The sequence below is a fragment of the Natronomonas sp. genome (assembly GCF_028274965.1).
In the GTDB taxonomy this organism is placed as follows: domain Archaea; phylum Halobacteriota; class Halobacteria; order Halobacteriales; family Haloarculaceae; genus Natronomonas.
The window spans coordinates 38,837-50,391 of sequence record NZ_JAQCNO010000068.1 but is presented as its reverse complement, the minus strand read 5'-3'; the positions used below and the strand labels follow the sequence as shown (position 1 = coordinate 50,391).

Sequence of the window (11,555 nt, the reverse complement as noted above, 5' to 3'; positions counted from 1 at the left end):
AAAAAGTGGTTCGCAATGGGACGGAAGGCCGACGCCTTCGAGGACGCCGAGGACTTAGAGGCGGACATCGAATCGCTGGAGGCCGTCCTCTCGCGGATCACGACCGCCCACGAACAGGTCACCGACCTCACCGCGACGATCCCGGAGCTCCGGAGCGAACTCGAAGACGCCGCCGAGAGCGAGGAGTGACCCTCAGGCCTCCGGCTCCGGCCGCGACCCGATCTCGACGTCGACCGTCCGGCGCTCGCCGTCCCGGATGACCGTCGCCTCGACCCGATCGCCGGGCGACAACCGCAGCGCGAGCGTCGTGCCGAGGTCCGCCTCCGTGTCGATCCGGTCGCCGGCCAGCCCGACGATGACGTCCCCGCCGGTCGGTACGGGCCGGCCGTCGACGGTCGCCTCGCCGGTCGCCCCGCGGAGCGATCCGGCGGCGGGGCCGTCCTCTGTCGTTTCCACGACGAGAACCCCGCGGGGCTCCCCGAGGCCGTTCGCCTCCGCGACCCGCGGTGTCACCCCGAGCAGCCGGACCCCGAGAAACGGGTGCTCGTAGCCGCCGGTGTCGACGAGTTCGGGTATCACGCGACCGGCGAGAAGCGGCGACACGGCGAAGCCGACGCTCGTGCCCGCCCCCGCGACGTTGATCCCGGTCACCTCGCCCTCCATCGTGACGAGCGGTCCGCCGCTGTTGCCCGGGTCGAGTCCGGCGTCGGTCTGGACCGTGTTCGGGATCGGGAACCCGGTTTGGCCGTTCGGCACCGACCGGTTCCGACCGCTTATGATCCCCGTCGAGACGGACGACTCGAGCCCGAAGGGGCTGCCGAGCGCGAGGACCTCGGTCCCGACGGGCGGCACGGACTCGACGAGCGAAAGCGGCGTCGCGTACGACGGGATGTCCGTCGAGAGGACGGCCAGATCGGCGTAGACGTCCGTCGCGGTGACGCCGGCCTCCCGCCACTCGCCGTTCTCGAAGCGGACACCGATCGTGTCGGCGTCCCTGACGACGTGTTGGTTGGTGACGACGACGCCGTCGTGGACGAACCCTGACCCGCCGCCGGACTCGTCGCCGACGAACGCGACCGAACCGATCGCCGCCTCGTACACCGACGTGTACGCAGAGTCGCGATCCGAGCCGTCCTGTGCGGGCGCTTCCTGGGCGTCGGCCGGTTCCGGGGACTCTCTGGACCCCGCCGCGCAGCCGGCGACCCCGGCGAGGACGCCGGTCGTGGCCGCGAGAAATCCGCGGCGCGTCTGCTGTGTCATACACCGGGTAGGCGTGCGAGCCGAAAAGGGCCTTCGGCTCCGGCGACGGCGCGCCCTCACCCGATCGGGACGACCCTGAACACGACGACCAGGTAGTAGGCGGCGACGGCGAGCAACACGAGCCCGGTGCCGCGGTTTATCAGGCCGTGGTAGGCCGCGAGCGTCCGGGTGACCCGCCGGCCGAACGGCTCCGCGACGAGCGCGAAGGTCAAAAGCGGGGCCCCGATCCCGAGGCCGAACGCCAAGAACCCGAGCATGCTGTGGGCCGCCGAGTCGAACAGGACCGGCACGCGGGCGAAAAACAGCGCGATCGTCCCCGGGTTACAGGGGAGCACGATCGCGCCGAAGAAAACGCCGTACCCGTACGCCGACAGCGCGGGGTGTGTGGTCCGGGGCGGCTCGACCGCCGGCAGGCGGGCGAACGCCCGCGGTGCGATCAGAAGCACCGCCCCCACGACCCCGAGGACGGCGAACGCGACCGGCGAGACCGTTGCGACGACCCCCGTCAGCGAGCGCTGCAGAACCGTCGTGACGACGAACCCGACCGCGGCGAGAAACGACAGGACGCCGGCCACGACGAGCACGCCCAACAGCGCGACCGACCGCTGTGGTCCCCCGCCTCCGCCCTCGTTTCCGACCCCGTTCCCGCCGTGACCGCCGGCCAGAAACGAGATGAACGACGGGTACAGCGGGAGCACGCAGACGGCCGTAAGCGGCGTCGCAACGCCGAGCGCGAAGAACTCGAGGAGCCGTGCGAGCACCGCCACCTCGGTCATCGACAGCCGCGGACCGCGGCCTCGACGTCGGCCGCGGGCGTCGAGAAGTCGTCGAGGACCTCGTGGCCGCCGTTCGGGCAGATGACGACGACGGGCGACCCGGGCCCGGAGGCGAGTTTCGGGCTGAACGCGTCGACGATCCCTCGGGTCACCCCCGGCGGCGAGACGGCGAAGTACCAGTCGTGGCCGGTCGCCTCGAGGTGCTCCTCGATCCGCTCTCGACCCTCGTTGGCGTCGACGTTGAGATCGATCCCGACGACCTCCCCCTCGTAGCTCTCGTGAAACTCCGCCAGGTGCGCCTGTTGGGTCCGGCACGACCCACACCACACCGCAAACGAGTGGAGCACGACGGGGACGTCGTGACCGCCGATGGTGAACGTCTCACCGGTCCGAACGTCCTCGAGGGGCTCGTTCCGCCAATCGGTGCGCCCGACCTCCGGGTCGTCTTCGGCGTCCTCCCCGTCGCCGCCGTCGCCCTCGTCCGAACTGGCGATGCCGAGACAGCCCGACACGGCGGCGAGGCCGGCGGCCGACAGCGAGAGCAGGTCTCGACGGCGATAGTCCATAGCAGAGCTACCCGTCGTTCGGTTTCAAACCTTCGGCGGTTCGGTACCGTCCGCACACGAACGCCTCCGACCGCTCAGCGGTCCCCAAACTCCTGTTGTCGCCACGTCGTCCGGTCGTACATCCGCTCGACCTCCCCCTCCTGTTGGCGGATCGCGGCGGCGGTGTTGAACAGGAACGCGGCGACGAGCACCGTTCCGATGAGCCAGACGGCCTCGACGATCGCCGCGTTCACCCCTGCGACGCTCCTCGCGAGGTCGGTCATCGTCACCGCGGCGAGACAGAGCACGGTCGGAAGCAGGTGTCTGATGAGCGCCGAGAAGCTCGTCCCCTCGTTGGCCCGCGTCGTCCGGATCCCGTAGAAGACGGCCCACGCCGACGCGCCGACCCACCCGACGGCGACGACCGGCCGGGTCCAGTCGCCGGCGGCGACGTAGCCGGCCCACCACGCGACGACGAACCCGACGACGACGAGGCCGTCGACCCACCGCGGCAACAGCGGCTCCGCCCCGTCCGGCGACCCGTCGGCGTGGTACATCGCCCGGATCCCAAGCGCGACGAAGAGGATGAAAAACAGGACCGCGCCCTCGGTGAACGCCCCGAGCCACGTCGACCCCGTGAGACTGGTGACGATCCCGGTGATGCCGTAGATGAACGCCGCCCCGACCCCGACGGCGAGGTACCCCCACTCGTACTCGAAGCCCTCGGCGAGGACGCGACGGACGTACACGCCCAGGAAGACGAGAAGCGTCGCGGCGGCCACGGTGATCGACACGTGCGCGAAGACCCTCGTAAAAAAGACCGTCCCGGCCGGATCACCGCCGCCGACGAAGGGCGATGTACTGGTCATACCGGCGCTTTGCCCCCGGGACTGATATGTGTTCATTTTCCCGGTCGCCGTCAGACCGCCGTCAGACCGCCGGCTGCCGGACGCCCGCGGGATCAGCTCCGGAACAGCCGGTAGGCCCCCTGCCCGACGGCGACGAGCCGCTCTGTCCCCTCCGGCGTTTCGCTGCGCACCTCGACCGTCGAGACGCCGACGCTGCTGCCGCCCCGGATGACCTCCCCGCTCGCCGTCAGGTCGCCGGCCGCCGGCCGGAGGTAGTTCACGTTGAGGGTTATCGTCGCCATGTCGTCGTCGACCGGATCGGTGAGATACGGCCTGAGGACGATCCCGCCCACGACGTCGATGAGCGTCGAGGCGACGCCGCCCTGGACGGTCGGAGGATCCGTCGGGTTGGTGAGTTTGTCGTCGAACGGGATCGTCGCGGTCATGCGCCCGGCCTCGAAGGAGTCGACGGTGACCCCGAGCCACGACAGGAAGTCGTGCTCGGACTCGAGGTACGCCTGGAGCACCTCGACCGCCTCCTCGGGGACGTCGTTCGGCTCGATCTCTGTCATACCTCCCGTCCGATCGGCTCCGGTTTGTACGCTTGGATCTCCGTCACCCGATCACTCAATACCCCCGCGGACGTACCCCGGGCGTGATCGACACGACCGCGGACTTCGATGCGCCCGCACTCGCCGTCGGCCTCGAACCGTTCGGCGGCGACGAACCCGAGCGCCGCGCGGTCGCGAGACACGCCCGCGATCTCGCCGACAGCGGTCGTTACACCCGCGACACGGGGATCGAACTCACGCCCGAACACGTCTCCGTGCAACTCGCCGACGGCCCCGATGAGGGCCCGGCGGCGCGCTGGAACTGGTGGATCGGCTCGCTCGAGGTTGCCTACGGCGGCTACGCCGAGTTCGCGGTACGCCGTCTGGGGTGACCGCCGGGGCGTCCGTCGGTTCGTCCGCCGCGCGAAACGACACGAGCGGACATCCCCGCGTTTTTGTCCGTTGGGGCTGTAGCGTGTTCATGGGATTCGGTAGCTACGACGAGTCCGAGCAGAAAGACCAGAACGTCGACACCGACGAGGACGCCGCGGTCAACGTCCACGAGAACGACCACGACGGGAACGTGGAGTTCGAGTTCGACGAGAGCGAGGCGTCGCTGATCGACCGCCTCGAAGAGATGAAAGACGACGGCGACGCCGAGTAACCGACCCACGGCTCGGGCCGGGAGCCGACCAGCGAACGGACCAACGAACCCAAACCCGCCGGAGACGTACGACCGCCAATGGACGTCCAGTTCCTCGGGGGCGCCCGGGAGATCGGCCGGAGCGCCGTGTTGATAAACGGCTCGCTACTTCTCGATTTCGGCACGCTGAGCGGTACCCCGCCGCGGTTTCCGGTCGAGACGCCCCGGCCGGACGCCGTCGTCGTCGGCCACGGCCACCTCGATCACGCCGGTAACGTCCCGGCGCTGCTCTCCGGTGACGCCAGGCCGCCGATCCACTGGACGCCGCCGACGTACGAACTCGCGCTCACGCTCGCACGCGACACGCTGAAGCTCCGCGGCGGCACGTACGACTGTCCGTTCACCGAGAACGACCTCAAACGCGTCACCGAGGTGTCCGAGCCCCACGGCTACGGCGACCCCTTCGAGGCCGCCGGCCACGAGATCACGTTTTACAACGCCGGTCACATCCCCGGGAGTGCCCACGTGCTCGTCGACGACGGCGAGACGCGGCTCCTCTACACGGGCGATTTCCACACCGAGGACCAGCGTCTGGTCTCGGGGACCACCGCGCGCCCCGACGCCGACGTCGTCGTCTGTGAGAGCACCTACTCCGACGTCGAACACGAGGACCGCTCCGTGGTGGAGGAACGATTTGCTGAGAGCGTCCGAACGACGCTGTGGGAGGGCGGTACGGTCGTCGTTCCCGCCTTCGCGATCGGACGGACACAGGAGATGATGCTCATCTGCGACGCCTACGACATCCCCTGTTACGTCGACGGGATGGGCAAAGATGTCACCCGGACGCTGCTTCAGTACCCCGGGTTCGTCCGGGACGCGGACGCGCTCCGGCAGGCGAAGTCCCACGCGCGGTTCGTCACCGGCCGCAACGGCCAACGCAAGCGAATCACCGACCAGAAGGCGGCGATCATCACCACGAGCGGGATGCTCTCGGGCGGTCCGGCGATGACGTACATCCCCGAGATCCGGTCGAACCCGACCAACAAGATCACGATGACCGGCTATCAGGTCCCGGGGACGCCGGGGCGCGATCTCGTCGAGACGGGCAGCGCCGAGATCGACGGGCGCGTGATGCCGGTCAGCGCGCGGGTCGAACAGTACGACTTCTCGGCGCACGCCGACCGCGAGGGGCTCGACGCGTTCCTCGCCGCCTACGAGACGACGCCCGTGTTGATCAACCACGGCGACCGGTGTGGGGAGTTCGCCGCCGACCTCCGCGCGGCGGGGTTCGACGCCACCGCCCCCGAGATCGGGCCGGTGTACGAGCTCTGAGGACCCATCGTCCCACCGACGCCGTCCGAACCGTTTAGGCCGCCGGGGCGCGTAGACGGGCCAATGACCGATCGCGTCCTCGCCCCCGGTTCGACGCTTCTCGTCGACCTCGACGGCGTCGTCGTCGAGCAGCTCCCGCGGCTCTGTCGGTACCTCCGGCGGGAGTACGACCACAACGTGGCCCCCGACGAGATCGACGAGTGGTCCTATGAGATCCCGGGGGCCGGCGCCCACGTCGGCGACGTCATCCGGGAGCTGATGACCGACCACGCCGAGTGGTACCTCGGCGGCATGGAGCCCACCCCGGGCGTCCGCGCCGCCCTGTCGGCGCTCGGAGACGACTACCGGATCGAGATCGCGACCCACCGCATCCCCGAGACCCACGACGTCTCGAAGGCGTGGCTCGAGGAGCACGACATCCGCTACGACGCGTTCCACGAGACCGTCCCGCAGAACAAGGGATCGGTCCCCGGTGACGCACTCATCGACGACTACCACGACAACGTCGCGAACGCGATCGACGCCGGGAAGACCGGGCTGTTGATGCGACAGCCCTACAGCGATCCGGCGGCCTGCGAGGGGGCCCACGTCGTCGACTCCTGGGACGACATCAGATCGCTGCTGTCGGCGTAGCGCGGTCGGGTCCGGAGCCGGGAGTCACGAACGGTCCCGAAGCTCCCGCTCGAGGTCCTCGAGCGTCAGCCCCTTCATCGACAACAGCACCAGCATGTGGTAGACGACGTCGGCCGCCTCGTGGGTCATCTCCTCGCGGTCGTCGTCTTTCGCCGCAAGGAGGAGCTCCGCCGTCTCCTCGCCGAGCTTCTCTAGGACGGCGTTTTCGCCCTTCTCGTGGGTGAAAAGCGACGCGGTGTAGGACCCCTCGGGCAGGCGCTGTTTGCGCGATTCGATGACCGAAAACAGCTCCTCGAGGGTGGCGTCCACCGACGCGGCGTCGGGCTCGGATCCCGATCTCGGTTCGGACTCCGACCCGTCTTCCGGTTTCGGTTCGGGCGTTCGGTCCCGGTCCCGCTCGTCGCCGCTCATTCGGCCATCAGCTCCCGGACGTCCTCGAGGTGTGCGTACTCCTCGAGGGGCTCTCGCCCCGCCTCGAAGACGGCGTCGGCGACGTCGACGCCGACGTTCGTCCGGGCGGCGAGCGCGAGCGAATCGCTCGGGCGAGCGTCGACGACGACCTCGTCTCTGGGGGTCTCGACGTGGAGGTCCGCGATGTACGTCCCGTCCTCGATCGCCGTCACGGCGACGCGGTCGACCCGCCCGCCCAACTCCTCGGTCACGTCGAGGAGCAGATCGTGGGTGAGCGGGCGGCCGATGTCGGCGGCGTCGAGGCCCCGGGCGATGCTCGCCGCCTCCTCGAACCCGACGAAGATCGGCAGCACGTCGTCCTCGCCGTCGACGCCGAGCGTCACCACGGCGACGACGCCCGAGGGGGACTCGGCGACGCGGACGCCCTCTATGTGTGCCTCCATACGTCGGGGTGGCGACCGCGAAATAAAAACCCAGCCACTCCGGGCGTTCACCCGAAGAAGGCCAACTCGTGGACGCGCGAGTCCTCCGTGAGCTCCGGATGAAACGATGTCGCGAACACGTTGTCCTGCCGGACCGCGACCGGGCGGCCCTCGACCGTCGCGAGGACGTCGACGCCCGATCCGACCTCGTCGATGGTCGGGGCGCGGATGAACACCGCCGGGAACGGCGCGTCGAGCCCCTCGACGTCGAGTGCGGCCTCGAAGCTGTCTTTCTGTCTGCCGAAGGCGTTCCGATCGACGCTCACATCGAGGACGTCGAGCGTCCGGACGCGGTCGTCTTTGGCGTCCCGGCTCGCGACGATGAGCCCGGCACAGGTCGCAAGCATCGGCTTGCCGTCGGCGACGAACTCGACGATCTCCTCGCCGATCCCCTCCCGTTCGAGCAGCCGCGAGATCGTCGTCGACTCCCCGCCCGGCACCAACAGGAGATCGCACTCGGGGACCGTCCCGGCCGTCCGGATCGTCTCGACCTCACAGGACTCGCTGTGGTCCGCCGCGGCCCGACGGATCGCCGCGGCGTGTTCGGCCACGTCGCCCTGGACCGCGATGACGCCGGCTGTTTGCATACCTCCCGTTGGCGGTTCGGTTCAAAAAAGGCCTCGGTACGGGACCCCGCCCCGACCGCCGGTGGACACTTCACAATGAGCCCCCTACCGTGGGCATGCTCGTTGTGCTCTCGGACACCCACGGCGACGACGGGACGCGGCTCTCGGGGCGAACGCGGGAGGCGGTTGAGGCGGCCTCGCGCATCGTTCACGCCGGCGACTTCGCGACCGCCGACGTCCTCGACGCGTTCGAGTCCCGCGGCCGCCTCGAGGGCGTCTACGGGAACACCGACGCGCCCGCCGTCCGCGAACGCCTGCCGGCCGAGCGGGTCCTCGAGTGGGAGGGGCTCCGGATCGCGCTCGTCCACGGTCACGAACACACGGCGACGGCGCGTTCGCTTTTCGCCCGGCAGTCGAACGCCGATCTCGTCGTCTCGGGACACTCACACGCCCCGACGTTCCGCCCGGGTGTCGTCCCGGCGCTCGACCCCGGGAGCCACGCCGACCCCCGCCGGAACCGGCCGGCGCACGCCGAACTAGAGTGGGACGACGCGGCCGGCGTTGCGCGCGGCCGACTGTGCGAGCCCTCCGGGACCGTCTTCGAGCGCTTTAGCGTCGAGCCTCGCGTCTGAGCGGGGGCCGGCGCCACCAGAAGGGGGCGCGCTGAACGCCACAGGGCGACGGGGGGCAACGACGGAGGGCCGAAGCGTCCAGCGCAATCGGTACCGCGGCCGGGAAGAGTAAAGCGCCACCGAAGGCTCAAACCGCCGTTTTACCCACTGCGCCGACGCCGGACCCACGCCCCGAGATGCGGCAGCGCAACGACGACCGCGAGGACGGCGGCGCCGCCGAGAAAGAACGCGACGCCGGGGGGAACCCCGCCGGCCAGCAGGCCCTCGATGAGCGCCCCGAGACCGTCGGCGGCCTCCGGCGCGGATCCGGCGTCCGACTCCACGGTCGGCCCCGAACTCGGGGCGTCGGCCGTCTCCAGACCGCCTCCCGCGTCCGACCCCTCGGTTCCGCTACCGAACAGCCCGTCGCCGAGGGCGACCTGCACCGCAGCGGCGGCGGCCCCGATCAACAGCAGTCCGGCGAACAGCCGCGAGACGGCCGATCTGAGCGTCGATTCCGACTCGCTCTCGCCGGCGAAGATGACGAGCGGGCCGTCGGCGGGGCCGTACACCGACATCTCCCGGCCCTTCTCGGAGTAGGCGGTGCCGACGACCTCGATCGCGCCGGCGTCCTCGAGGTTCCCGATGTGGTACTGGGCGTTTTGCAGCGACGTCCCGACGCGATCTGCGAGTTCGCCGGGCGGGGCGGGCTCCTCGTGAAGCTCCGAGAACACGTCGCGGGCCGTCTCCGAGGAGAGAGCCTCGATCAGTTCGTCGGCCGCGTCGCTGTCGAGTCCGACGACCCGCGGTTCGGTTTCCCGTGAGAGCTCCGGGCTGGAGGGCAGCAGGCTCATCGCCCGGGAGTATTTCCCCCGTCGGTATGAGTGTTACCGGATCGGTCGCCGGCCGCGGCGTCGAACCGCAACGCACAAACGCCCGCCGCGTACGGCTACCGGTATGACGCGCTCCGCCGACGTACAGGAACTCATCGACCGCTTCGAGACCGAGGCCGACCGCGACCGCCCCGAGGAGGCGACCCCCGACGTGGGGATCGTCATGGGGTCGGACTCGGATCTCGACGCGATGTACGGGGCCTACGAGGCGCTGACGACGCTCGGCTTCGAGGAGGTCACCGACTACGACGACCCCCCGGCGAGTCGGTTCAGCTTCGAGACGTTCGTCGTCTCGGCCCACCGGACGCCGGAGCTGATGTACGCCTACGGCGAAACGGCCCGCGATCGCGGGCTCGACGTCGTCATCGCCGGCGCCGGCGGGAAGTCGGCCGACCTCCCTAACATGACGGCGTCGATCGCCTACCCGCTCCCCGTCGTCGGCGTCCCCGTCCAGGAGAAGTCTGTCGACTCCGTCATCGGGATGCCGACCGGCGCGCCGCTCGTCGCCGTCGACGCCGGGAAATCGTTCAACGCGGCGCTGTCCGCCGTCCAGATCCTCTCGCGAGCCCACCCGGAACTGGAGTCGCGCCTCGAGGAGTACCACGACGACCTCCAGGACGAGGTCGGGGCAGTCTCGAAGCGCCTCCACGAGGCGGGCACGGAGCGGTTCCGCGAGGAACGCTGACTCACGTCCGATCCGGTTCGATGCGGCCGGCGGTCGTCGGCGCCCGCGACACGGAACCGGCCGACGCCGTCGAGATGCGCGCGTCTCAGAGGCGGTCCTCGCGTCGGTCCGAACTATCCTGTCGGCTCACCGATCGGAGAACGTCACCGAACCGACCACGTCCCGCGCCCGCGAAAGCAGCGCTCCGCGGTCGCCGTCGGCCGCCGAAAGCGTGACGTGTCCCATCTTTCTGAGCGGCCGCACCTCCCGTTTGCCGTACCAGTGCAGCGAGGCCTCGGGCGATCCGAGGATCGCCTCCGTCCCGGCGAGTTCGGCCGGTTGCGCGCTGTCGACGTCCCCGAGCACGTTCGCCGTCACCGTCGGTGCGCGCGCGTCCGTCCGGCCGAGGGGCCACCCGAGGACGGCCCTGACGTGCTGTTCGAACTGCGAGCAGTCGGTGCCCTCGATCGTCCAGTGCCCGGAGTTGTGCGGCCGGGGGGCGATCTCGTTGACCAGTATCTCACCCGCGCCCGTCTCGAAGAGCTCGATCCCGTACACGCCGCGGCCCTCCAGTAGCCCTAGGACCTCGAAGGCGACCTCGCGGGCGCGCGAGCGGACGTCGTCGTCGACCCGCGCCGGCGCGACCGACTCCCGGAGGATCTCCGCCTCGTGGATCGTCTCCGTCACCGGGTACGCGCGGGTTTCGCCGTCGCCGACGACACCCATGACGGCGAGTTCCCGCTCGAAGTCGACGAACTCCTCGGCCATCGCGGCCCCGCCGATCGACTCGAGCGCCTCGGCGGCGTCACCAGGGCCTTCGACCGGTCGGTTTCCGCGGCCGTCGTACCCGCCCCGGCGTGCCTTCAGCATGACCGGCCAACCGAGCTCCTCGCCCGCCTCGCGGAGGTCCGCCGGATCCTCGATCGGTCGGAACGTGGGGACCGGCAGGCCCCCCGCGGCGAGCGCGCGGTTCTGGGCGAGTTTGTCCTGGATCGTCCGCAGCGTCCCGGGGTCCGGGTGGATCGGCGTTCCGGTCTCCTCGCCGACCCGCTCCATCCCGTCGGGGTCGGCGAGTTCGATCTCGAAGGTGAGCACGTCCGCGCGCTCGGCGAGCGCCCGTATGGCGTCATCGTCGTCGAACGCGCCGACGATCTGGTCGCGGACGACCGGGGCGGCCGGACAGTCCGGCGTCGGATCGGACACGACGAGTTCGACGCCGAGCGGGCCGGCGGCCTCGCCCATCATCCGCCCGAGTTGGCCGCCGCCGACGACGCCGACGGTGGCGGCCGGCGTGGTGTGGTTCATACTCCCCATCGGTGCGTCGCGTTTGAGAACGTTAC

General features: G+C 70.1%; 17 protein-coding genes. 7 read left to right on the top strand and 10 right to left on the bottom strand.

All coding sequences use genetic code 11. From position 1 onward, the window contains the following. A partial coding sequence (locus Q0916_RS10960; RefSeq protein WP_299237305.1) for a DUF5790 family protein occupies positions 1-189 on the top strand: 189 nt, incomplete at its 5' end. 3 nt (positions 190-192) lie between these two features. Here Q0916_RS10960 and Q0916_RS10955 read toward each other — a convergent pair. From Q0916_RS10955 to Q0916_RS10935, 5 genes are all read right to left on the bottom strand, one after another. Then, a complete protein-coding gene (locus Q0916_RS10955) occupies positions 193-1,260 on the bottom strand; it encodes a S1C family serine protease (RefSeq protein ID WP_299237304.1) in 1,068 nt (355 codons plus the stop codon). Positions 1,261-1,316: 56 nt separating this feature from the next. Beyond that, positions 1,317-2,036, bottom strand: a complete 720-nt coding sequence (locus Q0916_RS10950) for a cytochrome c biogenesis protein CcdA (RefSeq protein WP_299237303.1) — start codon at positions 2,034-2,036, stop codon at positions 1,317-1,319. Continuing rightward, positions 2,033-2,602: a TlpA family protein disulfide reductase gene (locus Q0916_RS10945; RefSeq protein ID WP_299237302.1), complete on the bottom strand. Its 570-nt coding sequence runs from the start codon at positions 2,600-2,602 to the stop codon at positions 2,033-2,035. Before Q0916_RS10945 ends, Q0916_RS10950 begins: the two co-directional genes overlap by 4 nt. Positions 2,603-2,676: 74 nt before the next feature. After that, positions 2,677-3,450 carry a hypothetical protein gene (locus tag Q0916_RS10940; RefSeq protein ID WP_299237301.1) on the bottom strand — a complete coding sequence of 258 codons (774 nt, stop codon included), beginning with the start codon at positions 3,448-3,450 and terminating at the stop codon, positions 2,677-2,679. Between the two features lie 92 nt (positions 3,451-3,542). Then, a complete protein-coding gene (locus Q0916_RS10935; RefSeq protein WP_299237300.1) occupies positions 3,543-4,001 on the bottom strand; it encodes a PaaI family thioesterase in 459 nt (152 codons plus the stop codon). A gap of 83 nt (positions 4,002-4,084) precedes the next feature. Here Q0916_RS10935 and Q0916_RS10930 point away from each other — a divergent pair, with 83 nt between their 5' ends. The 4 genes from Q0916_RS10930 to Q0916_RS10915 all read left to right on the top strand — a co-directional run bounded on the left by Q0916_RS10930 (position 4,085) and on the right by Q0916_RS10915 (position 6,588). Continuing rightward, on the top strand, positions 4,085-4,372 hold the full coding sequence (locus tag Q0916_RS10930; RefSeq protein WP_299237298.1) for a hypothetical protein: 288 nt from the start codon (positions 4,085-4,087) through the stop codon (positions 4,370-4,372). 89 nt (positions 4,373-4,461) lie between these two features. Beyond that, positions 4,462-4,644, top strand: coding sequence for a DUF5786 family protein (locus tag Q0916_RS10925; protein ID WP_299237297.1), 183 nt, complete (start codon positions 4,462-4,464; stop codon positions 4,642-4,644). A gap of 78 nt (positions 4,645-4,722) precedes the next feature. Beyond that, complete coding sequence (locus Q0916_RS10920) at positions 4,723-5,955, top strand: MBL fold metallo-hydrolase (RefSeq protein ID WP_299237296.1); 1,233 nt, start codon at positions 4,723-4,725, stop codon at positions 5,953-5,955. Positions 5,956-6,018: 63 nt separating this feature from the next. After that, positions 6,019-6,588 carry a 5' nucleotidase, NT5C type gene (locus tag Q0916_RS10915; protein WP_299237295.1) on the top strand — a complete coding sequence of 190 codons (570 nt, stop codon included), beginning with the start codon at positions 6,019-6,021 and terminating at the stop codon, positions 6,586-6,588. Between the two features lie 24 nt (positions 6,589-6,612). Here Q0916_RS10915 and hisE read toward each other — a convergent pair whose 3' ends face one another. The 3 genes from hisE to pdxT all read right to left on the bottom strand — a co-directional run bounded on the left by hisE (position 6,613) and on the right by pdxT (position 8,068). Then, on the bottom strand, positions 6,613-6,897 hold the full coding sequence (hisE, locus tag Q0916_RS10910; protein ID WP_299237306.1) for a phosphoribosyl-ATP diphosphatase: 285 nt from the start codon (positions 6,895-6,897) through the stop codon (positions 6,613-6,615). 98 nt (positions 6,898-6,995) lie between these two features. Further along, a complete protein-coding gene (locus Q0916_RS10905) occupies positions 6,996-7,442 on the bottom strand; it encodes a bifunctional nuclease family protein (protein ID WP_299237294.1) in 447 nt (148 codons plus the stop codon). 47 nt (positions 7,443-7,489) lie between these two features. After that, on the bottom strand, positions 7,490-8,068 hold the full coding sequence (gene pdxT / locus Q0916_RS10900; RefSeq protein ID WP_299237293.1) for a pyridoxal 5'-phosphate synthase glutaminase subunit PdxT: 579 nt from the start codon (positions 8,066-8,068) through the stop codon (positions 7,490-7,492). A gap of 95 nt (positions 8,069-8,163) precedes the next feature. On the opposite strand from pdxT, the gene Q0916_RS10895 reads away from it, so the two are divergent. After that, positions 8,164-8,679, top strand: coding sequence for a metallophosphoesterase (locus Q0916_RS10895; RefSeq protein ID WP_299237292.1), 516 nt, complete (start codon positions 8,164-8,166; stop codon positions 8,677-8,679). 140 nt (positions 8,680-8,819) lie between these two features. On the opposite strand, the gene Q0916_RS10890 is transcribed toward Q0916_RS10895, so the two are convergent. Further along, complete coding sequence (locus Q0916_RS10890; RefSeq protein ID WP_299237291.1) at positions 8,820-9,512, bottom strand: ArsR/SmtB family transcription factor; 693 nt, start codon at positions 9,510-9,512, stop codon at positions 8,820-8,822. Between the two features lie 103 nt (positions 9,513-9,615). On the opposite strand from Q0916_RS10890, the gene purE reads away from it, so the two are divergent. Next, positions 9,616-10,236, top strand: coding sequence for a 5-(carboxyamino)imidazole ribonucleotide mutase (gene purE, locus Q0916_RS10885; protein WP_299237290.1), 621 nt, complete (start codon positions 9,616-9,618; stop codon positions 10,234-10,236). A 126-nt stretch (positions 10,237-10,362) separates the two neighbouring features. Here purE and purK read toward each other — a convergent pair whose 3' ends face one another. Beyond that, entirely contained in the window at positions 10,363-11,520 is a 1,158-nt protein-coding gene (purK, locus tag Q0916_RS10880) for a 5-(carboxyamino)imidazole ribonucleotide synthase (RefSeq protein ID WP_299237289.1), read from the bottom strand. Positions 11,521-11,555: the final 35 nt, after the last annotated feature.